The organism is Shinella zoogloeoides (assembly GCF_022682305.1).
Taxonomy (GTDB): Bacteria; Pseudomonadota; Alphaproteobacteria; order Rhizobiales; family Rhizobiaceae; genus Shinella; species Shinella zoogloeoides_B.
The window spans coordinates 384,700-405,825 of the sequence record NZ_CP093528.1; the positions used below are offsets into that span (position 1 = coordinate 384,700).

16 protein-coding genes are annotated in these 21,126 nt (G+C 64.5%); 10 read left to right on the plus strand and 6 right to left on the minus strand.

Annotated elements, in window-relative coordinates; genetic code table 11:
- Window positions 1–259: 259 nt before the first annotated feature.
- Window positions 260–1,159 carry a bifunctional methylenetetrahydrofolate dehydrogenase/methenyltetrahydrofolate cyclohydrolase FolD gene (folD, locus tag MOE34_RS01970; protein WP_242220359.1) on the plus strand — a complete coding sequence of 300 codons (900 nt, stop codon included), beginning with the start codon at window positions 260–262 and terminating at the stop codon, window positions 1,157–1,159.
- Between the two features lie 40 nt (window positions 1,160–1,199).
- Here the strand turns inward: folD and MOE34_RS01975 are convergent, their stop codons facing one another.
- On the minus strand, window positions 1,200–2,225 hold the full coding sequence (locus tag MOE34_RS01975) for a substrate-binding domain-containing protein (RefSeq protein ID WP_242220361.1): 1,026 nt from the start codon (window positions 2,223–2,225) through the stop codon (window positions 1,200–1,202).
- Window positions 2,226–2,552: 327 nt separating this feature from the next.
- On the opposite strand from MOE34_RS01975, the gene MOE34_RS01980 reads away from it, so the two are divergent.
- The 6 genes from MOE34_RS01980 to MOE34_RS02005 all read left to right on the plus strand — a co-directional run bounded on the left by MOE34_RS01980 (window position 2,553) and on the right by MOE34_RS02005 (window position 9,498).
- A complete protein-coding gene (locus tag MOE34_RS01980; RefSeq protein WP_431522402.1) occupies window positions 2,553–3,893 on the plus strand; it encodes an ABC transporter substrate-binding protein in 1,341 nt (446 codons plus the stop codon).
- A gap of 136 nt (window positions 3,894–4,029) precedes the next feature.
- On the plus strand, window positions 4,030–5,040 hold the full coding sequence (locus MOE34_RS01985; RefSeq protein ID WP_242220365.1) for a carbohydrate ABC transporter permease: 1,011 nt from the start codon (window positions 4,030–4,032) through the stop codon (window positions 5,038–5,040).
- Between the two features lies 1 nt (window position 5,041).
- Window positions 5,042–6,187 (plus strand): carbohydrate ABC transporter permease, encoded by a 1,146-nt coding sequence (locus MOE34_RS01990; RefSeq protein ID WP_242220367.1) that lies wholly within the window; start codon window positions 5,042–5,044, stop codon window positions 6,185–6,187.
- A gap of 25 nt (window positions 6,188–6,212) precedes the next feature.
- Complete coding sequence (locus tag MOE34_RS01995) at window positions 6,213–7,865, plus strand: alpha-glucosidase family protein (protein WP_242220368.1); 1,653 nt, start codon at window positions 6,213–6,215, stop codon at window positions 7,863–7,865.
- A 22-nt stretch (window positions 7,866–7,887) separates the two neighbouring features.
- Entirely contained in the window at window positions 7,888–8,979 is a 1,092-nt protein-coding gene (locus MOE34_RS02000; protein ID WP_242220370.1) for an ABC transporter ATP-binding protein, read from the plus strand.
- Between the two features lie 105 nt (window positions 8,980–9,084).
- Window positions 9,085–9,498: a hypothetical protein gene (locus MOE34_RS02005; RefSeq protein WP_242223696.1), complete on the plus strand. Its 414-nt coding sequence runs from the start codon at window positions 9,085–9,087 to the stop codon at window positions 9,496–9,498.
- 172 nt (window positions 9,499–9,670) lie between these two features.
- Here MOE34_RS02005 and edd read toward each other — a convergent pair whose 3' ends face one another.
- The 5 genes from edd to MOE34_RS02030 form a co-directional block, all read right to left on the minus strand.
- On the minus strand, window positions 9,671–11,491 hold the full coding sequence (gene edd / locus MOE34_RS02010) for a phosphogluconate dehydratase (RefSeq protein WP_242220372.1): 1,821 nt from the start codon (window positions 11,489–11,491) through the stop codon (window positions 9,671–9,673).
- Between the two features lie 123 nt (window positions 11,492–11,614).
- On the minus strand, window positions 11,615–12,313 hold the full coding sequence (gene pgl, locus MOE34_RS02015; RefSeq protein WP_242220374.1) for a 6-phosphogluconolactonase: 699 nt from the start codon (window positions 12,311–12,313) through the stop codon (window positions 11,615–11,617).
- Window positions 12,314–12,322: 9 nt separating this feature from the next.
- Window positions 12,323–13,795 (minus strand): glucose-6-phosphate dehydrogenase, encoded by a 1,473-nt coding sequence (zwf, locus tag MOE34_RS02020; RefSeq protein WP_242220376.1) that lies wholly within the window; start codon window positions 13,793–13,795, stop codon window positions 12,323–12,325.
- 96 nt (window positions 13,796–13,891) lie between these two features.
- The gene (locus tag MOE34_RS02025) at window positions 13,892–15,175 is read right to left on the minus strand and encodes an NAD(P)/FAD-dependent oxidoreductase (RefSeq protein ID WP_242220378.1); all 1,284 of its coding nucleotides are present in this window, start codon (window positions 15,173–15,175) and stop codon (window positions 13,892–13,894) included.
- Window positions 15,176–15,269: 94 nt separating this feature from the next.
- A complete protein-coding gene (locus MOE34_RS02030; protein ID WP_242220380.1) occupies window positions 15,270–16,709 on the minus strand; it encodes a glutamine synthetase family protein in 1,440 nt (479 codons plus the stop codon).
- 166 nt (window positions 16,710–16,875) lie between these two features.
- Between MOE34_RS02030 and MOE34_RS02035 the strand changes: the two genes are divergently transcribed.
- The 3 genes from MOE34_RS02035 to MOE34_RS02045 all read left to right on the plus strand — a co-directional run bounded on the left by MOE34_RS02035 (window position 16,876) and on the right by MOE34_RS02045 (window position 21,110).
- A complete protein-coding gene (locus MOE34_RS02035) occupies window positions 16,876–18,057 on the plus strand; it encodes an NAD(P)/FAD-dependent oxidoreductase (protein ID WP_242220382.1) in 1,182 nt (393 codons plus the stop codon).
- 91 nt (window positions 18,058–18,148) lie between these two features.
- Entirely contained in the window at window positions 18,149–18,349 is a 201-nt protein-coding gene (locus MOE34_RS02040) for a hypothetical protein (RefSeq protein WP_242220384.1), read from the plus strand.
- A 238-nt stretch (window positions 18,350–18,587) separates the two neighbouring features.
- On the plus strand, window positions 18,588–21,110 hold the full coding sequence (locus tag MOE34_RS02045; protein WP_242220386.1) for a methyl-accepting chemotaxis protein: 2,523 nt from the start codon (window positions 18,588–18,590) through the stop codon (window positions 21,108–21,110).
- The last annotated feature ends 16 nt before the right edge of the window (window positions 21,111–21,126 follow it).

Consider the following 21,126-nt stretch of genomic DNA (forward strand, 5'->3'; position numbering starts at 1 on the left):
TAAGGATTTCGAGAAAAAGTGAGCGCTGATGTTCACCTCCTGGTAACCATGGAGGCAAGGGTTTGAAGACGCTCGGGAATCTCCACTCCTGCCCCGCTTTTCCGCATGTGGTCCGGCGAAATCGTCAAAGGCGGGGCGTTGGCTCTTCCCAATCGTTCGACTTGAATTTATGCGTTTTCGACAGCATAGGGCGTTGAGAGGCCATCCCGCCGCGCGCTCGCCCCACTAGACTGGGCGCAATTCATCCAGGGAGAGTTATGTGACCACCATTATCGATGGGAAGCAGGTTGCCGCTTCCGTGATTGACACCGTGAAGTCCGCCACCGCCGCCCTGGAAAAGGATGCCGGCATCAAGCCGGGCCTCGCCGTCGTCATCGTCGGCAACGATCCGGCAAGCCATGCCTATGTCTCCGCCAAGGGCCGCATGGCCAAGGAATGCGGCTTCAACTCCATCCAGCACACGCTGCCGGAGCAGACGACGCAGGAGGAGCTTGCCCGCCTCGTCGAGACGCTGAATGGCGATGAGAGCATCCACGGCATCCTCGTGCAGCTTCCCCTGCCGAAACACCTGAATTCCGAGCCGATCATCCAGTCGATCCGGCCGGAAAAGGATGTCGACGGCCTGCACGTCGTCAATGCCGGCAAGGTCGCGACCGGCGATCTCGACGGTGGTCTCGTCTCCTGCACGCCGGCCGGGGCCATGGTCTTCGTGCGCCGCGTCCATGGCGAGGACCTGTCCGGCCTCAATGCCGTGGTGATCGGCCGCTCCAACCTCTTCGGCAAGCCGATGTCGGCCCTGTTGCTCGCCGCCAACGCGACGGTCACGACCGCTCACTCGCGCACGAAGGACCTTCCCGCCGTCTGCCGCAATGCCGATATCCTCGTTGCCGCGGTCGGCCGCCCGGAAATGGTCAAGGCCGACTGGGTGAAGCCCGGTGCGACCGTCATCGACGTCGGCATCAACCGTGTCGCCGCTCCGGAAAAGGGCGAGGGCAAGTCCCGCCTCGTCGGCGACGTCGCCTTTGAGGAATGCGCGAAGGTCGCGGGCGTCATCACCCCGGTTCCCGGTGGCGTGGGTCCGATGACCATCGCCATGCTGATGGCCAATACGGTCATTGCCGCCTGCCGCAAGGCCGGCAGGATACCGCCGAAGTTCTGAACGATCGACAATATGCGAAGGCGCCCTGCGGGGCGCCTTTTCATTTGCCCGGCGCAGGTCCCGTCGAGGCGCGCACGATGAGGTCTGCCTTCCACAATTCCTGCTGCGGCAGCGTCTCCAGTTGCAGGATGCCGGCGATGAGGCGGCGGGCGATGCGCTGGCCGGCGGCGCGCAGCGACGAACGCGTCGTCGTCAGCGGCACCATGAAGTTCTCCGGTTTCAGCATCGGCAGCACGTCGTCGTGGGCGATCAGCGAGATATCCGAGCCGAGCTTCAGCCCCGCCTGGCCGATGGCACGTACCGCACCGAGCGCCAGCACGGTGCTGGAACACAGCACCGCCGTCGGCGGTGTGTCGAGCTGGAGAAAGCGCTCCATGGCGCGAAAGCCGTGCTCGTCCGTCATCTGCGAATGGTGCACGCAATCCTCGCGCAGTTCGAGGCCGTGTTCGGCAAGCGCGCGCACGGTGCCCTTCTTCCGGCGGATCGCGAAGGTCAGGTGCTCGGGACCGTTGAGAAGCGCGAAACGCCGGTGGCCGAGCTGCGCCAGCAGGCGGGCAGCGTCGTAGAAGGCGCCGGTATTGTCGATGTCCACGAAGGGATAATCCGTCGGCACGCCGATCGAGCGGCCATGCACCACGAAGGGTGTCTTCAGCGATTTCAGCATGGCGATGCGCGGGTCCTTCTCGCGCATATAGGCAAGGAAAAGCGCATCCACATTGCCGCTCGCCACCAGCCGCCGGCAGGTCGCGGCCTCGTCGTCCGGGTGGCTCGGATTGATGACGAAATGGAAATCGTGCTTGACCGCCTCGTCGCCGAGGCCGGCCAGGAACTCGCCGAAATGCACGTCGGACTCGATGCCGTCGGCCATCGGCATGACGAGGCCGATCGAGCCGGCCCGACCGGTCGCAAGGCGCTGGGCGGCGCGGTTCGGCCGGTATCCCGTCTCCCGGACGGCGTCGAGCACGCGCTGGCGTGTCTCGGCGTTCACCTCCGGATAGCCGTTCAAAGCCCTGCTCACGGTTGTCTGCGAGAGGCCCAGCAATTGCGATAACTGCTTGAGATTCACATGCTTAGCTTTCTTGAAAGACCAAAAGCGCTTTGGATATTATCCATTTTATCCCCGATTGTGCCCCAAAGCGCTTCGGTATCTAACATCAGCCAATCCCGCAGGAAAAGCGGGATTTAGTCATTTTGCGGCGCAAAAATACGCTGCGCTGCGTCAGAAGCGCCATTGCTGCCTGCAAATGATTCGTGGGGTCTTGACGAAGGCAAGGTGGAAGTGGGATGAAGAGAAATCCAAAGCGCTTTGAATTTTGGCTAGGGAAGAGACCGCCCGCTCCGGGAGAGAGCGGGTTTGCTATGGGAGGCAAATCAGGTGAAAAAGACATTGTTGATGACGGCTGCGCTCGCTCTGTTCATGGCGGGCGGCGCTATTGCTGCCGACTTGAAGTTCAAGCCGGGCGAGGATTCCAAGTTCAACTGGCAGAGCTTCGAGGACTTCAAGAAGGGCCACGACCTCAAGGGCCAGACGTTGACCATCTTCGGCCCCTGGCGCGGTGAGGACGAAGCCCTCTTCAAGAATGTCTATGCCTATTTCGTCGAGGCGACGGGCGTCGAACTGAAATACTCCTCTTCCGAGAACTATGAGCAGCAGATCGTCATCGACACGCAGGCCGGCAGCCCGCCGGACGTCGCCATCCTGCCGCAGCCGGGCCTGATCGCCGACCTTGCCTCCAAGGGTTATCTGACGCCGCTCGGCGACGAGACCAAGCAGTGGCTTCTCGACAACTACGCCGCCGGCCAGTCCTGGGTCGATCTTTCGACCTACAAGGGCAAGGACGGTAATGCCGCGCTCTATGCCTTCCCGTACAAGATCGACGTGAAGTCGCTCGTCTGGTACGTGCCGGAGAACTTCGAGGACGCCGGCTACGAAGTGCCGAAGACCATGGAGGAGCTGAAGGCGCTGACGGAGAAGATCGTCGCCGACGGCGGCACGCCCTGGTGCATCGGCCTCGGTTCGGGCGGCGCGACCGGCTGGCCGGCGACGGACTGGGTCGAAGACCTGATGCTACGCACGCAGACGCCCGAGACCTACGACAAGTGGGTGACGAACGAGATCCCCTTCACCGATGCCGCCGTGGTCGGCGCGCTGGATGAATTCGGCTGGTTCGCCAAGAACGACAAGTTCGTCGATGGCGGCGCGGCGGCCGTTGCCTCCACCGATTTCCGCGACAGCCCGAAGGGCCTCTTCGCCTCGCCGCCGAAGTGCTACCTGCACCACCAGGCCTCGTTCATCCCGTCCTTCTTCCCGGAAGGCACGGTCGTCGGCGAGGATGCGGACTTCTTCTACATGCCGCCCTATGCCAGCAAGCCGGAACTCGGCAATCCTGTCCTCGGCGCGGGCACGCTCGCCATGATCACCAAGGACACCCCGGCCTCGCGCGCCTTCATCGAATTCCTCAAGACGCCGATCGCCCATGAACTCTGGATGGCGCAGACCAGCTTCCTGACGCCTTTCAAGAGCGCCAACAAGGACGCCTACGCCAACGCGCCGATGAAGAAGCAGGGTGAAATCCTGCTGAACTCGACGACCTTCCGCTTCGACGGTTCGGACCTGATGCCGGGCAAGATCGGCGCGGGCGCGTTCTGGACGGGCATGGTCGACTTCGTCGGCGGCAAGTCCGCGGCCGATGTGGCGGCCGGCGTCCAAAAGGCCTGGGACGCCATCAAGTAAATCTCTGGCGAACCGGCCGGCATCCGTCGGCCGGTTTTCTTACGCATGCGAAAGTGCAGCCGGACCATGCGGTGGGAGCCGCGTGAACGATCGATGCGCCCAAGAGGGCGGGGTGCATTCCTGGGGAGGGACCGCCATGCAGCAATTGTTATTCGCCATCTTCACGATGGTCGGGGGCGTTCTCGCCTGCGTCGTCTATTTCTTCGGAACGAACTGGCTACTCGACAGGATGTTCCCCTCCAAGGGGCTGGCGGGCGCGCAGGCTTCCCGTAATCTTCGGCTTACCAATGCCATCCGTCCCTGGCTGTTCATGGCGCCCGCGCTCTTCGCGCTCGCCATCTATCTCGTCTATCCGGTCTTCGAGTCCGTGCGGCTTTCCTTCCTCGATCGCTCCGGCCAGCAGTTCGTCGGCTTCAGCAACTACATCTGGATGTTCGGCGACGGCGAATTCCGCCAGTCGATCTTCAACAATTTCCTCTGGCTCCTTGTGGTCCCGGCGCTCGCCACTTTCTTCGGCCTGGTGATCGCCGCGCTGACCGACCGCATCTGGTGGGGCAATATCGCAAAGACTCTGATCTTCATGCCGATGGCGATCTCCTTCGTCGGCGCCGCCGTCATCTGGAAATTCGTCTACGATTTCCGCTCGGAAGGCTCCGAGCAGATCGGCATCCTCAACGCCATCGTCGTCGCCTTCGGCGGCACGCCCGAGGCCTGGATGACCATTCCCTTCTGGAACAACTTCTTCCTGATGGTCATCCTGATCTGGATCCAGACCGGCTTCGCCATGGTCATCCTGTCCGCGGCCCTGCGCGGCATTCCGGAAGAGACCATCGAGGCGGCCGTCATCGACGGGGCGAACGGCTTCCAGATCTTCTTCAAGATCATGGTGCCGCAGATCTGGGGCACGATCGCCGTCGTCTGGACCACGATCACCATCCTCGTCCTCAAGGTCTTCGACATCGTGCTCGCGATGACCAACGGCCAGTGGCAGACGCAGGTTCTGGCGAACCTGATGTTCGACTGGATGTTCCGCGGCGGCGGCGATTTCGGGCGCGGCGCGTCCATCGCCGTCGTCATCATGATCCTCGTCATCCCGATCATGATCTGGAACATCCGCAACGCCACCAAGGAAATGGAAGGCCACTGAGATGATCGCTTCGTCCCGTTCGCCGCTCACCATCGCCGTCCATATCTCCGTCCTGCTGCTCGTCGCGCTGTGGACCCTGCCGACCGCGGGCCTCCTCATCTCCTCGCTGCGCGACAAGGATCAGCTCGCCGTCTCGGGCTGGTGGACGGCGCTTTCCACCTCCTCGCAGAACCTCACCGGCCGCGCCGCTTCGCCGGAAACGCAGGTCGAGAAGGACGGCAAGTTCGTCATTGCGGGAGACCTCGTGGAAGGCGGCGACGCCAAGGTCTCCGCCTTCGGCTTCCGCCCGCTGCAACCCGCCGCCTTCGAGGCCGGCAAGCCCGCCGATATCGGCGACGGCCAGACGCTGACCGTCAACGAGGACGGCAGCTACGAGATCGTCTCACCCACGAAGATGGAAGGCACGCGCGGCCAGCGCATCTTCTACACCGCCTCCGTCCCGCCGCGCTTCACGCTCGACAACTATCGCGAAGTGCTGAGCGCCGCCGGCATCGGCTCATCCTTCATCAACTCGCTGACGGTGGCGATCCCCTCGACCATCATCCCCATCCTCGTCGCTGCCTTCTGCGCCTATGCGCTCGCCTGGATGCCGTTCCCCGGCCGGGCGATCCTCATCGCGGTCATCGTCGGCCTGCTCGTCGTGCCCTTGCAGATGTCGCTGATCCCGTTGCTCCGGCTCTATAACGGCGTCGGCGCCTTCCTCGGCGTGCCGGCCAAGACCTATGTCGGCATCTGGCTCGCCCATATGGGCTTCGGCCTGCCGCTCGCGGTCTATCTCCTGCGCAACTACATGGCCGGCCTGCCGCGCGAGATCATGGAATCCGCCCGCGTCGACGGCGCGTCGGACTTCGATATCTTCGTGAAGATCATCCTGCCGCTCTCCTTCCCGGCGCTCGCCTCCTTCGCCATCTTCCAGTTCCTGTGGACCTGGAACGACCTGCTCGTCGCCATGGTCTTCCTCGGCACGGGCAATGACGAACTGGTGCTGACCGGGCGCCTCGTGAACCTGCTCGGCTCGCGCGGCGGCAACTGGGAAATCCTCACGGCCTCCGCCTTCATTACCATCGTCGTCCCCCTCATCGTCTTCTTCAGCCTGCAGCGCTATCTCGTGCGCGGCCTGCTGGCGGGTTCGGTCAAGGGCGGCTGACGCAACTTCTATGCAGGAAACAAGAATGACGACGTTGGATTCCACTCTTCTCACGCCGGACAAGGACTGGTGGCGCGGCGCGGTGATCTACCAGATCTATCCGCGCTCCTTCCAGGACACCAACGGCGACGGGATTGGCGACCTCAAGGGTATCACCGAACGGCTCGCCCATGTCGCCTCCCTCGGGGCGGATGCGATCTGGATATCGCCCTTCTTCACCTCGCCGATGAAGGATTTCGGCTACGACGTCTCGGACTATCAGGACGTTGACCCGATCTTCGGCGTGCTGGCCGATTTCGACGCGCTGATTGCCGAGGCCCATCGCCTCAACATCCGCGTGATGATCGACCTCGTGCTATCGCACACATCGGACAAGCACCCCTGGTTCGTCGAGAGCCGCTCGCGCCGCACCAATCCCAAGGCCGACTGGTATGTCTGGGCGGATTCGAAGCCCGACGGCACGCCGCCGAACAACTGGCTGTCGATCTTCGGCGGTTCCGCCTGGCAGTGGGATCCGACGCGCCTGCAATATTACATGCACAACTTCCTGACCTCGCAGCCCGACCTCAACCTGCACAATCCCGAGGTTCAGGACGCGCTGCTTTCGGTCGCCCGCTTCTGGCTGGAACGCGGCGTCGACGGCTTCCGCCTCGACACGATCAACTTCTACTTCCACGACAAGGAGTTGCGCGACAACCCGTCGCTCGCCCCCGAGCGCCGCAATGCCCAGACCGCGCCTGCCGTGAATCCCTACAACTATCAGGAACATATCTACGACAAGAACCAGCCGGAGAACCTGGAGTTCCTGAAGCGCTTCCGCGCCGTCATGGAGGAGTTCCCGGCGATTGCCGCCGTCGGCGAGGTAGGCGACAGCCAGCGCGGCCTTGAAATTGCCGGCGAATACACGTCCGGCGGCGACAAGATGCACATGTGCTACGCCTTCGAGTTCCTGGCGCCCGATCCGCTGACGCCGGCCTTCGTTGCCGAGACGCAGCACGCGCTGGAAAAGGCCGCGCCCGAAGGATGGGTCTGCTGGGCCTTCTCCAACCATGACGTCATGCGCCATGTCAGCCGCTGGGGCACTGCCGTCACCGACCACGATGCGCATGCCAAGCTGCTGGCTAGCCTCCTCATGTCACTGCGCGGCTCCGTCTGCATCTATCAGGGCGAGGAGCTGGCCTTGCCGGAAGCCGAGCTCGCCTACGAGGATCTTCAGGATCCCTACGGCATCCAGTTCTGGCCGGATTTCAAAGGGCGCGACGGTTGCCGCACGCCGATGGTCTGGGACGGTCGCCAGCAATCCGGCGGCTTCAGCCTCGGCAAGCCCTGGCTGCCGGTGCCGGCCGCCCATCTGGAACGGGCCGTCAACGTGCAGGAGGGTGACGAGGCATCGGTTCTGGCGCACTATCGCCGCTTCCTCGCCTTCCGCAAGGAGCATGTGGCCCTGGTGAAGGGCGAGATCGAATTTCATGTCGCCGAGGGCGCGGTGCTGTCCTTCGTGCGCACGCATGGTAACGAGAAGGTCTTCTGCGCCTTCAACATGAGTCCCGTCGCGCGCCTTGCCGACCTGCCGGCCGGCACGTTGGAAGCGCTGGAAGGGCATGGCTTCGACAGCGTGATGCATGAGGAAAATATCGAACTTCCGGCCTGGAGCGGGTTCTTCGCCCGCTTCGTATAACGGACTTAAGGGGAGTATGGAAATGACAGGGCTGGTTCTCAAGGATATCCGCAAGTCCTACGGTTCGGTGGACGTGATCCACGGCATCGATCTCGATATCAAGCAGGGCGAGTTCATCGTCTTCGTCGGCCCGTCCGGCTGCGGGAAGTCGACGCTGCTGCGCATGATCGCGGGCCTGGAGGAGATCACCGGCGGCGACATGACGATCGACGGCGAGCGCGTCAACGACGTGCCGCCCTCCAAGCGCGGCATCGCCATGGTCTTCCAGTCCTACGCGCTCTACCCGCACATGACCGTCTACGACAACATGGCGTTCGGCATGCGGATCGCGGGGGAAAGCAAGGAGGAGATCGACCGCCGCGTGCGTTCGGCCGCCGATATCCTTCAGCTCACAAAGTATCTCGACCGCCTGCCCAAGGCGCTGTCTGGCGGCCAGCGCCAGCGCGTCGCCATCGGCCGTGCCATCTGCCGCAATCCGAAAGTCTTCCTCTTCGACGAGCCGCTGTCGAACCTCGACGCCGCCCTGCGCGTCGCCACCCGCATCGAGATCGCCAAGCTTAACGAGCAGATGGCCGACACGACGATGATCTACGTGACGCATGACCAGGTGGAGGCGATGACGCTCGCCGACCGTATCGTCGTGCTCTCGGCCGGCCATATCGAGCAGGTCGGCCCGCCGCTGGAACTCTACGAGCGCCCGGCGAACCTCTTCGTCGCCCGCTTCATCGGCTCGCCGGCCATGAACATCATCCCGGCGAAGATCACCGCGGCCGGCGAGACGACCGCACTGGAGCTGACCGGTGGGCGCACCTGCGGCGTCGGCATCGCGACGGCGGCGTCGGAGATCGGCAAGACGGCAAGCTTCGGCGTGCGGCCGGAGGACCTGGAGATCACGACCGGCGACGATTTCCTCTTCGAAGGCACCGTCTCCATCGTCGAGGCGCTGGGCGAGGTGACGCTGCTCTATATCGACGGCCTCGTTCAGGGCGAGCCGATCATCGCCAAGATTCCCGGCATCCTCAATGTCAAGCGCGGCGAGAAGGTGCGCTTCACGGCGGACAGGACCAAGCTGCATCTCTTCGACGCTGCCGGCAAGAGCTATCGGGCCGTCTGATTTGTCCCCTGGGCGGCAGGATTTTGCCCTGCCGCTCAACCCGATGTTAAGCGTTCATGCCTAGTCTTTTTCCCGGAATTGATCATGCCGGGGGGCATCGGGCATATGCGTTTTCAGGATCAGGCGTCGCGGGGCAGTTACCTGAACAAGGAAGAGTCCTTCATGTACGATCGGGAGAAGAGTTTCCCGATGGAGGACACCTGCAACGAGGCCCGCATCGAGTTCACCGAGACCGGCGGCATCGTCAACCTCGTCTCGCGGCGCGGGGTGATCATCAAGCTGTCGCGCAGCGGCGCGGTCCTCACCATGACCTCGAAGTTCCAGCTTCCGCGCAACTTCTATCTCGATATCGTCAGCGCCCGCATCCCGATGATCGGCTGCCTGACACAGCGCGTCTATCCCAACGACGTGGTCGAGGCCCGCTTCCTGCGGCTTCTGTCCGACAAGGACCTCCAGCGCATCTTCGTCTACTCGACGCACCGGAATCATCAGGGCCGGACGCTGGATATCTATAGCTGATAGTTAGGGGGGAGCCCCTCATCCCGCTGCCGCGACCTTCTCCCCGCAGGCGGGGAGAAGGAAATCGTGGCGATGCTTTCCCTGCGATTGAAGGAAAACCGTGCGGCAATGTCCCTTCGCCCCGCTTGCGGGGAGAAGGTCGCGGCAGCGGGATGAGGGGCCATTCGCCCGCTTACGCGAACAGCACGCTCGCCCCGTGATCCGCCGGTCCTGCAATCGCGCGGAAGGGGGCGAAGAGTTCGCGGCCCATGCCGAATTCGTTGCCGGAAAGGTCAGCCGCCGCCTGCGGGCGGGCGGCGAATTCCGCGGCGTCGACCAGAACCTCGATTGTGCCGTGCGTGGCGTCGAGGCGGATCATGTCGCCGTTACGGATGCGGCCGATGGGGCCGTTGTCCACCGCCTCGGGCGTGACGTGGATCGCGGCCGGCACCTTGCCGGAAGCGCCGGACATGCGGCCGTCCGTAAGAAGGGCGACCTTCTGGCCGCGATCCTGCAGGATGCCGAGCACGGTGGTCAGCTTGTGCAGTTCCGGCATGCCGTTCGACTTGGGGCCCTGGAAGCGCACGACGGCGATGAAATCACCCGTCAGCTCCCCGTTCTTGAAGGCGACGTTGAGTTCCTGCTGGTCGTGGAAGACCTTTGCCGGCGCTTCGATGACGTGGCGCTCCGGCTTGACGGCGGATATCTTGATGACGGCGCTGCCGATATTGCCGGTCAGCATCTTGAGGCCGCCGGTCGGCTGGAAGGGGGTCTCGATACTGGCGAGAACCTTCGGGTCGTGGCTGACCTTCGGCGCGGGTTCGCGGTGCACCGTGCCGTTCTCGCCGAGGCGGGGATCGATGGCGTAGGCCTGAAGGCCCTGGCCGTAAACGGTGCGCACATCGTCATGCAGCATGCCGGTCTTCAGCAGTTCCTGGATGAGGAAGCCCATGCCGCCGGCCGCGTGGAAATGGTTCACGTCGGCAAGGCCGTTCGGATAGACGCGGGCAAGCAGCGGTACGACGTCGGAAAGGTCGGAAATGTCCTTCCATGTCAGTACGATGCCGGCGGCGCGCGCCATGGCGAGAAGGTGCAGCGTGTGATTGGTCGAGCCGCCGGTGGCGTGGAGGCCCACGACGCCGTTGACGATGGAGCGCTCGTCGATCATCTCGCCGGCCGGCGTGAATTCGTTGCCCTGCGCGGTAATGGCGAGCGCCCGCCTGGCGGCTTCCCTGGTCAGCGCGTCACGCAGCGGCGTGCCGGGATTGATGAAGGAGGCGCCGGGCATGTGGAAGCCCATGATCTCCATCAGCATCTGGTTGGAGTTCGCGGTGCCGTAGAACGTGCAGGTGCCGGGGCCGTGATAGGACTTGGACTCGGCCTCCAGCAGCTCGGCGCGGCCGGCCTTGCCTTCGGCATAGAGCTGGCGCACGCGGGTCTTCTCGTCGTTCGGCAGGCCGGAGGTCATGGGACCCGCGGGGATGAAGACGGCGGGCAGGTGCCCGAAGGTCAGCGCGGCGATGGTGAGGCCCGGCACGATCTTGTCGCAGACGCCGAGATAGACGACCGAGTCGAACATGTTGTGCGACAGGCCGACGCCGGCCGCCATGGCGATCAGGTCACGCGAGAAGAGCGAGAGTTCCATACCCGGCTGGCCCTGGGTGACGCCGTCGCACATGGCGGGCACGCCGCCGGCCACCTGCGCCACGCCGCCCGCTTCCCGTGCCGCCTCGCGAATGAGGGCGGGATAGGTCTCGAACGGCTGGTGGGCCGATAGCATGTCGTTATAGGAGGTGATGATGCCGAGGTTCGGGACGCGGTCGCCGGCGAGCGCGTCCTTCTCGGCGGGGGAACAGACGGCAAAGCCGTGCGCGAGGTTGCCGCAGGAGAGCACGGCGCGGTGCACGCCCTTGGAGGCGGCGGCGCGCACGCGTTCCAGATAGGGCTGGCGATGCGGCTTCGAACGTTCGACGATGCGGGCGGTGATGGCTTCGATGCGCTTGTCGGCGGACATGGGAGTTATCCTGACTTCCTCGATTGCGTGTTTGCACGGCAGGACGAGCGGGAAAGCTGCGCCATCCGCGGGTAGCGGCGTCCTGCGGCGCCAGTCGTATTCGGCTTCAGCCGGCCGGGCGCGCTAGGGTGCCCAGTAGATGTCGAGCGGCGTTGCCGCGCGCCGCAGAATGGCGCGGATCGGCATGTCCTCCTCCGGTCCGTCCGCCTCAGCGGCGGCCAGAACGTCCTTCTTGCCCTGCCCCTCGATATGCAGCACCAGAAGGCGGGCATCCTGAAGGCTGGCGAAGGTGAAGGTGAGGCGGGTTTCGCCCGCGCCCTCCGCTTCCATGGTGATCACGCCGCGCGGTGTTTCGGCCGAGATCGCTTCGGCGAGCCGGCTGCCGCGGGGGAAGAACGAGGCGGTGTGGCCGTCCGTTCCCATGCCGAGGATTGCGACGTCGAAGGGATGGCCGAGGCTTGCGGCGTCGGCGGAGGCGATCTTCGCCGCCTCTTCCGCGCTGCCCGCGTCCCGGTAGAGCGGCAGGAAGTGTGCGGCCTTCGCCTTGTCCTGCAGCAGGTTATCGGCGACGAGCAGGTGGTTCGAGCGGGGATTGTCCGCCGACACGAAGCGCTCGTCGACGAGCGTCACCGTAACCTTGGACCAGTCGATATCGCGGCCGGAGAGCGCCTTGAAGAAGGCCTTGGGCGTGGAGCCGCCCGAGACCGCGATGGTCGCGCGGCCGCGCGCGGCGATGGCGTCCGTCAGCGTGGCGGCAACCTTGTCCGCCAGCCCTTCGGCCAATGCCGCGCCATCCTTGAATTCGTGCATTTCAGCGCTCATCGGCCTTCCTTACGTTTCGTGCCAGGTGCGGCCGTCGCGCTCGATGAGGGCGATGGCCTGGCTCGGGCCCCAGGTGCCGGCGGTGTAGCCCTGCGCCTGCTGGCCTGTCGCTTCCCAGGCTTTCAGGATCGGGTCGACCCAGCGCCATGCGGCTTCCACTTCGTCGCGGCGCATGAAGAGCGTCTGGTTGTTGCGGATGACGTCGAGCAAAAGGCGCTCGTAGGCATCGGCATTACGCGCGTCGAAGGCCTCGGCAAAGCTCATGTCGAGCGAGACGTTGCGCAGGCGCATACCGCCTGGACCGGGGTCCTTGATCATCAGCGACTGCTTGACGCCCTCGTCCGGCTGCAGGCGGATGATGAGCTGGTTGGCTTCGATGCGGCCCGCCGAGGGATCGAAGATCGAATGCGGGATCGGCTTGAAGGTGATGACGATCTCCGACATGCGCGCGGCAAGGCGCTTGCCCGTGCGGATGTAGAAGGGCACGCCCGCCCAGCGCCAGTTGCCGATCTCGGCCTTGACGGCGACGAAGGTCTCCGTGTTGGAAACGCCGCCTTCCAGCTCTTCCAGGTAACCCTTGACCGGGCCGCCCGCAGAGGCGCCGGCGCGATACTGGCCGCGCACGGTGAGGCGCTCGACATTGTACTGGTCGATGGGCTTCAGGGCGCGCAGCACCTTCAGCTTCTCGTCGCGCACGGCCTCGGCGTCCATGGAGGAGGGCACTTCCATCGCCACGAGGCAGAGCAGCTGGAGGATATGGTTCTGCACCATGTCGCGCAGCGCGCCCGCCTTGTCGTAGTAGCCGGCGCGGCTTTCGAGGCCGACCGATTCGGCGACCGTGATCTGCACATGGTCGATATGGGCGGAGTTCCACAGCGGCTCGTAGAGCGCGTTGGCGAAGCGAAGCGCCATCAGGTTCTGCACCGTCTCCTTGCCGAGATAGTGGTCGATGCGGAAGATCTGCTCTTCGTGGAAGACCTTGCCGATCGTGTTGTTCAGCTCATTGGCGGAGGCAAGATCGCGGCCGATCGGCTTTTCGACGACGATGCGCGTCTGCTTGGTGATCATCTTGTGATCGCGGATCTTCTCCGAGATGTCGCCGAAGATGGCGGGGGCCACGGCGAGATAGAAGGCGCGCACGCGGTCCTTGCCCTCGTCCAGCAATTCCTTCAGCTTGTCCCAGCCCTGGTCGGACTTGGCGTCGACCGCCACATAGAACAGCCGGTCGCAGAAGGTCTTGACCTGCGCGTCGTCGAATTCCTCTGCCTTCAGGTGTTCCTTCAGCGCATCGACCGCGAACTTGCGGTATTCCTCGTCCGTGAAGGCGGTGCGCGACGCGCCGATGATGCGCGTCGGGTCCGAAAGCTGGCCGGCGAGCTGCCGGTGGTAGAGGGCCGGAAGGAGCTTGCGTTCCGCAAGGTCGCCGGTTCCGCCGAAGACGACATAGTCGAAAGGCTCAACGGGAATGATCTGGCTGCTCATCGGATATCTCGATCTCGTTCTGTTGCCGGGTGTTATAATCTAATCGATTTAAAAACACCAGCATGCAACGCAACAAAATCGGTTTTTCCGTGTCGGTCAGAGCCGGTCGCGCATCGCATACCATGTCATGGCGAGGAAGAGGAGCGGCGAGCGCAAGCGCGCACCACCCGGGAAGGCCGGGATTTTCAGGGCCTTCAACAGGTCGAGCTGACTGCTGCCGCCGGTCACCTCGTCCGCGTAGAGCTTGCCGCAATAATTCGACAGCATGACGCCGTGGCCGGAATAGCCGCCGATCGTTGTGATGCCGGGCAGGACCTCGCGCACATAGGGCTTGCGCGGCATGGTGATGCCGACGGAGCCGCCCCAGGCGTGGGTAAGCTCGATGCCCTTCAGTTCCGGATAGACTTCCTCGATCTGCCGGCGGATGGGCGGTGTCATGTCGTCGAGATTTTCGGAATAGGCCTCGCGCCCGCCGAAGAGCAGCCGGCCGTCGCGGGTCTTGCGGAAATAGCGCACGACGAACCGCGTGTCGGCGATGGCTTCGCCGCCGGGAATGACCGAGGGGAACTTGTCGAGCGGTACGGTCGCGCCGATGAAGGAGCGGATCGGCATGACATGAGCCGCCGTCTTCGGTTCCAGGTCGCCGATATAGGCGTTGCAGGCGATCAGCGCCTTGTCGGCGCGGATGGTGCCCCTGGCGGTGGTGATCACCGCCTTGCCGCCGGCCCGCTCGATCTTCAGGGCGGGGGTCTTCTCATGCAGGCTGGCGCCCGCTTCTTTCGCGGCGCGGGCGACGCCGACCAGCAGTTTCATCGGGTGGATATGGCCGGTGCCGGTGTCGCGCAGGCCGAAGAAGAAGCGCTTGGAGCCGACGCGCTCCTCTGTCTCGGCGCGGTCCATGTAGGTCATGTGCGGGTAGTTATAGCGCGTCGCGGCGATTTCGACGTGATCGCGAAAATCCTTCTCGAAGCTCGCCTTGTGGCTGACATTGAGCTGGCCGGGCACATAATCGATATCGAGGTTCTGAGAGCTGGCGAAGTCGTGGATGTGGCGCTTGGCGTCCTCGGCCATGTCGAAGAGGGCCTTGGCGCGCTCGAAGCCGAACTCGGCTTCCATCTCCTCCGCCTCGGCGCGCTGGCCGGTGCCAAGCTGGCCGCCGTTGCGGCCCGATGCGCCGTCGCCGAAGCGATGCGCCTCGATGAGCGTGACGCGCACGCCTTTCCTCGCAAGATTGTAGGCGGCCTGCAGGCCGGTGAAGCCGCCGCCGACGATGGCGACGTCGGTCTCGACGGAGCCGTCGAGGGCCGCATATTCGGGGCGCTCGCCGACGCTTGCCTCATACCAGGAGACGCCGGGGGAAATCGGGCTTTGCCAGGGCATTGCACACACTCATGTTCAAGAGGGTGCAGCGGCGCGCCGGGGCGCCGCCGCTCTCAGGGTCTGGTCTCTTCAGGCGGCCCGGACCGCCGGCCGCTCAGACGTTGAGCAGCAGGAACTCGCGTTCCCAGGGGCTGATCACCTGCATGAAGGTCTCGAACTCGCCCCGCTTGACGCCGGCATAAAGGCCGATGAACTCCGGGCTCAGCACGTCGGCCAGCGTGGGATCGGATTCGAGCAGCGACACGGCTTCCAGCAGGCCGCGCGGCAGGTCGATCGATCCCTCGTTGGCGGTGTCCTCCGTCGGCGCGGTCGGCTCGATCTGGTTCATGATGCCGAGCAGGCCGCAGCCGAGTGAGGCCGCGAGCGCCAGATACGGATTGGCGTCCGAGCCGGGCAGGCGGTTCTCGACACGCCGCGCCGCGGCGTCCGACACCGGCACGCGGAAGGCCGTCGTGCGGTTGTCGTAGCCCCAGGCGTTGTTCACCGGGGCGGACATGTCGGGCGTCAGGCGGCGGTAGGAGTTCACATAGGGCGCCATCATCACGAGCGTCTTCGGTACATAGGCCTGCATGCCGCCGATGAAGTGGAAGAATTCCTTCGATGCCGATCCATCCGGATTGGAGAAGACGTTCTTTCCGGTCCCGATCTCCACCACCGACTGGTGGATATGCATGGCGGAGCCCGCCTGTCCCTGCATGGGCTTGGCCATGAAGGTGGCGTAGATGCCGTGCTTCAGCGCCGCCTCGCGGATCGTGCGCTTGAACAGGAACACCTGGTCGGCAAGCTCGATGGGATCGCCGTGGCGCAGGTTGATCTCGAGCTGCGCCGGTCCCTCCTCGTGGATCAGGGTATCGATCTCGAGACCCTGCCGTTCGGAGAAGTGGTAGATGTCGTCGATCAGCTCGTCGAACTCGTTGATGCCGGCGATGGAATAGCCCTGTCCGCCCTGGATGGCGCGGCCGGAGCGGCCCTTCGGCGGGTGCAGCGGATAGTCCGGGTCGTCATTGACGGCGACGAGATAGAATTCGATCTCGGGCGCGACGACCGGCTTCCAGCCGCGGTCGCTATACATCTTCACGACGTTCTTCAGCACGTTGCGCGGGGTATAGGGCACGTTCTCGCCGGTCGAGCCGACGATGTCGCAGATGACCTGCGCGGTCGGATCGGTTTCCCACGGCACGACGGAGAGCGTGGAAAGATCCGGCACGAGCTTGAGGTCGCTGTCGCGCGGCTCGTAGCGGAAATTGCCGGTCTCTTCCGGGTAATCGCCGGAAATCGTGTGGCGGTAGAGCGCGGAGGGCAGCGCCAGCGACGTGTTCGAGGTGAATTTCGAAGACGGCATCATTTTCCCGCGCGGCACTCCGGCGAGGTCGGGCGTGATGCATTCTATGTCCTCGATGCCGCGGGCGCGAAGCCAGTCTGCGGCGTCCTTCCAGGTCTTTACCCCGCGCGGCACGCTGATGGCGGGAGGGATTTTCGTGGAGCGTGCGGCCTTTTCGATGGTGGGAGTAACGACTTTCTTTTTGGACGGCATGAGGCACCGGGTTTGGTTGACGATGTACCATCATAGCTGGTGTTTTAGCCTTTGCTAGCTCCCCCCGGGGGGTAGAAAGCGCGATTTTTCCGGGAATTTACGTGCGGCGTGGCAGTTGACTTTCACCCGTTATGGCCGAATGGAAGGCAAAACGGGGATCGAGTACGTGGCGGAACGGCGGGACGTCGTCATCATCGGAGCGGGCGCGGCGGGCATGATGTGCGCCATCGAGGCGGGGCGGCGCGGACGGCGCGTGCTCGTGCTCGACCTTGCCCGCGCGCCCGGCGAGAAGATCCGCATCTCGGGCGGCGGCCGCTGCAACTTCACCAACATCCATGCCGGGCCGAAGAACTTCCTCTCGGCCAATCCGCATTTCTGCAAGTCGGCGCTCGCGCGCTATACGCCGCGCGACTTCCTCGATCTTGTCGAGCGCCACCGCATCCCCTGGCACGAGAAGACGCTGGGCCAGCTCTTCTGCGACAATTCGGCGAAGGACATCGTCGCCATGCTGCTGGCCGAGATGAAGGCCGTTGGCGCGGAACTGCGTCTTTCGATGCCCATCTCCGCCGTCGAGCATGACGGTGCATCCTTCCGGATCGTCACGGAAAACGGGACGGTCGAGGCCGCATCGCTGGTAATCGCGACCGGCGGCAAGTCGATCCCGAAAATGGGCGCGACCGGCTTTGCCTACCGCATCGCCGAGCAGTTTGGCCTGCCTGTTCTGGAAACCCGCGCCGGCCTCGTTCCCCTGATGCTGGATCCGGCGACGCTTGCCGCCCATGAGGGCCTGCCGGGCGTTGCCGTCGAGGTGATCGCCCGCCACGGCAAGACGGAATTCCGTGAGGCTGCGCTGTTCACCCATCGCGGCCTCAGCGGCCCTGCCATCCTGCAGATTTCGTCCTATTGGCGAGAAGGCGAGGAGATCGCTCTCGCCATCTGCCCCGATGTCGATTTTACGGCCGTGATCGCCGCCGCGCGGCGACAGAACGGGCGACAGGCCGTGCAGACGGTACTGGCCGAGCATATGCCGAGGAAGCTCGCGCAGCTCTTCGTCACGGAACTGGGCATCGACGGGCCGCTGGCCGAACAGCCCGGCAAGCGCATCGACGCGCTGCTCCAGCGTCTCAAGGCCTGGCGCCTGCGCCCGCCCGGCTCGGAAGGATATCGCACGGCGGAAGTCACCCTCGGCGGCGTCGACACGGGCGCGCTCGATTCCCGCAGCATGGCGGCTAAGGCCGTGCCGGGCCTCTATTTCATCGGCGAGGCGGTGGATGTGACAGGCTGGCTCGGTGGCTACAATTTCCAGTGGGCCTGGGCCTCTGGCCACGCGGCGGGGCAGGAAGCCTGAGATTCGCCCCGGCCTTTACCGTCCTTTAACATCTTGCGGCGGATGCTCGGGACATGTCGGCGTTTTCCGTCCCTGCGGGGAGGGGAGCAACATGATGTGGGCCGGCTGGCCGGATCATCCGGGTTACCTGTTTCGCGTAACGGAGTATCGCCGCATGCCTCAAGGAAACCGCCCTGCCCGCGCCATAGCCATCGCCGCCGTCGAGGAAAGCCGCCGCCGCTTGTTCGCCATAAGCGTCAATTGCGCGCTCGCCGCCAGCCTCGCCGCGCTTCTCGCCTTTCTCGCGTCCTGACGCCGCCGATAGTCATAAATCGGTTTAAGCGGTGATGGAATTTTAAAGATTGCCGCCGAATATCGCCCGATAGGGTTCCGGATGCCGCGTCGTCCCGAAGGATGGCGTGCGGCTGGCAATGATTGCTCCCCCGGATGCGCGGCATTGCAGCCGCATGAAAGTCGGTAATCCGGCGTCCGAATCCTGGGGAGGCCCGCAAAGGGCAGGGGTGGAGCACGCCGACAACGGATGTCCCGCCATGTTCATCGATAAGATTCTCGCCCGGTTCAAGATCCAGACCAAGGTTCTGGTCTTCATCCTGCCGTTCGTTCTCAGCATTTGCGCCGTCGGCTTCACCGGGCTTTATGCGTCCGGTCTGCTGCAGGGCCGCATGGAGATTTCCAACAGCGTCCTCCAGTCGCTGAGCGGCTTCAAGGATGTCTATGCGGGCATGAACCGCTTCCTGCAGGATACGACGGAGGCCAATCGCGATGCCGTCCACGAGCGCCTGACGGCGCAGGGCGAGGTTCTGCGGGCCACGATGGATAGCCTGGCGCCTGATGCCGACCGGTCCAAGCTGGTCGATGCCGAAGCGCAGACCAAGGATATCCAGGCGCGCATGGACGGTCTCTGGACGCTCTATGTGAACGAAGTCGGCCTGCACGAGACCATGACGAAGAACCTCAACACGCTCTCCAGCGAGCAGGTGAAGATTCTCGACGAGGCGACGAAGCTCCAGCGCTCGGTGCGCCAGAACGAGAACGCCGCGAAGATCATGCTGCGCGAGGCCGAGCGCCTGACCAATGCCAGCAAGTTCTTCGGCGATTTCCTCTCCGAATTCAGCCGGGGCGCGACGCCCGAGGAGCAGTTGAAGGTTGTCCGCGAGCGCTACCCGCTCTTCAGCAAGACCGAGCGCTCGATCTCGATGATCCTGCCGAAGAACCAGACGGTCGTGCTGATCACCATCCGCAACACGATCGACGAACTCGGCGCGCTGCTCAAGTCGACCGATCCGGCGAGCGTCACCGTGCCGGAAATCGCCCGCCGTGTGAACCGCTTCCGTCAGGTTACCATCCAGCTTCAGGGCGCCGCCGCCGCGAAGATGCGCGAGGCGACCCGCATCTTCAACGAACTCGACACGCCGATCATCAAGTCGGAGGCCGTTCTCGGCTCCACGCGCAAGCTCGTCTCCTCCATCGACGATATCGAGGTCGCCGCCGCGCGCTTCCTCGGCGAGACCTCGCCGGAGAACCGCGTCAAGCTCACCGGCAATCTCGCCATCATGCGCATCGACATGAACGGTCTGCGCGGCGCGGCCAGCGACCAGCCGTTCTTCGCCGCCGTGGACGAGACGCTGCCGAAGCTGCTGGAGCGCATCGAGGCCGACAGCGCCGAGCTCGTGAAGATCAGCACCGAGCGCGCCGCCCAGTTCGAGGCCGCCGGTCAGTCGATCGATACGATCTGGAACCTGCTCAGCCAGTTCGCCGAGGAGCAGAAGACCAGCGCCGGCACCGAGCGCGAGAAGGCCAACCAGGTCTCTGTTCTCGCGACCGTCGCGGGTGCGGCCATCGCCGTCCTCGCCGGCATCGCCCTCGTGCTGACGCTGAAGGGGCCGATCGGCCAGATCACCGGCGCGATGCGCCGGCTGGCGGACGGCTTCCTCGACACCGGTATTTCCGGCGAAGGCCGCGCCGATGAGATCGGCGACATGGCCCGCGCCCTCGGTGTCTTCAAGGAAAATGCCCTGTCGAAGATCCGCATCGAGGAGGAAAGCGAACAGCAGCGCGCGGCGGCGGAAGCCGAGCGCGCCCGCAACGACGCCGAGAAGCAGTCCCTCGACCGCGACATCGACTTCGCCGTAAACGCGCTCGCCGCCGGTCTTGGCCGTCTTGCGCAGGGCGACCTGTCGCGCCAGATCGACACGCCCTTCACCGGCCGCCTAGAACAGCTTCGCCGGGACTTCAACGTCTCGCTGGAGCGCCTGCACGACACGCTCGGCCAGATCCGCACCAATGCGATGTCGATCCAGCGCAGCGGCTCGGATATGTTGCAATCGGCCGATGCGCTTTCCAAGCGTACCGAGGCACAGGCCTCCTCGCTGGAGGAGACCGCCGCCGCCGTCGAGCAGATCACGGTCACGGTTCGCTCCTCCGCCGAGCGGGCGCACGAGGCGAATGTGGTCGTCGGCACGACGAAGCGCAGCGCCGACAGTTCCGCCGCGGTCGTCAACAACGCGATTGCCGCCATGGGCCGCATCGAGGGAGCTTCGCGCCAGATCGAGCAGATCATCGAGGTGATCGACGATATCGCCTTCCAGACGAACCTGCTCGCCCTCAATGCCGGCATCGAGGCAGCCCGTGCCGGCGACGCCGGCAAGGGCTTCGCGGTGGTGGCGCAGGAGGTGCGCGAGCTTGCCCAACGCTCGGCGCAGGCGGCAAAGGAGATCAAGGGCCTCATCGAGAAATCGACGAACGAGGTCAGCGCCGGTTCGCATCTGGTGCAGGAGACGGGCGCTGTGCTCGCTTCGATCAGCGAGCAGATCGTCACCGTCAGCCAGCATGTGGACATGATGGCGACGGCGAGCCGCGACCAGGCGGCGGCGCTGCAGGAGGTCAATGGCTCCGTCAACCAGATGGACCAGATGACCCAGCAGAACGCCTCGATGGTGGACCTGACGACGGCCGCTAGCCGCAAGCTCGCGGGCGACGCCGATACGCTGATGATGCTGGTCGAACAGTTCCGCCTCGAAGCGGACGACCAGGGCCTTAACCGCGCGGCCTGATTTCCGCGTCTGCGAT

Bases quoted from the DNA above. Each gene is read 5' to 3' on its own strand.
- MOE34_RS01980 (WP_431522402.1), top strand. From the start codon at position 2,553: ATGACGGCTGCGCTCGCTCTGTTCATGGCGGGCGGCGCTATTGCTGCC.
- MOE34_RS01985 (WP_242220365.1), top strand. From the start codon at position 4,030: ATGCAGCAATTGTTATTCGCCATCTTCACGATGGTCGGGGGCGTTCTC.
- MOE34_RS01990 (WP_242220367.1), top strand. From the start codon at position 5,042: ATGATCGCTTCGTCCCGTTCGCCGCTCACCATCGCCGTCCATATCTCC.
- MOE34_RS01995 (WP_242220368.1), top strand. From the start codon at position 6,213: ATGACGACGTTGGATTCCACTCTTCTCACGCCGGACAAGGACTGGTGG.
- MOE34_RS02000 (WP_242220370.1), top strand. From the start codon at position 7,888: ATGACAGGGCTGGTTCTCAAGGATATCCGCAAGTCCTACGGTTCGGTG.
- MOE34_RS02005 (WP_242223696.1), top strand. From the start codon at position 9,085: ATGCGTTTTCAGGATCAGGCGTCGCGGGGCAGTTACCTGAACAAGGAA.
- edd (WP_242220372.1), bottom strand. From the start codon at position 11,491: ATGTCCGCCGACAAGCGCATCGAAGCCATCACCGCCCGCATCGTCGAA.
- pgl (WP_242220374.1), bottom strand. From the start codon at position 12,313: ATGAGCGCTGAAATGCACGAATTCAAGGATGGCGCGGCATTGGCCGAA.
- zwf (WP_242220376.1), bottom strand. From the start codon at position 13,795: ATGAGCAGCCAGATCATTCCCGTTGAGCCTTTCGACTATGTCGTCTTC.
- MOE34_RS02025 (WP_242220378.1), bottom strand. From the start codon at position 15,175: ATGCCCTGGCAAAGCCCGATTTCCCCCGGCGTCTCCTGGTATGAGGCA.
- MOE34_RS02030 (WP_242220380.1), bottom strand. From the start codon at position 16,709: ATGCCGTCCAAAAAGAAAGTCGTTACTCCCACCATCGAAAAGGCCGCA.
- MOE34_RS02040 (WP_242220384.1), top strand. From the start codon at position 18,149: ATGATGTGGGCCGGCTGGCCGGATCATCCGGGTTACCTGTTTCGCGTA.
- MOE34_RS02045 (WP_242220386.1), top strand. From the start codon at position 18,588: ATGTTCATCGATAAGATTCTCGCCCGGTTCAAGATCCAGACCAAGGTT.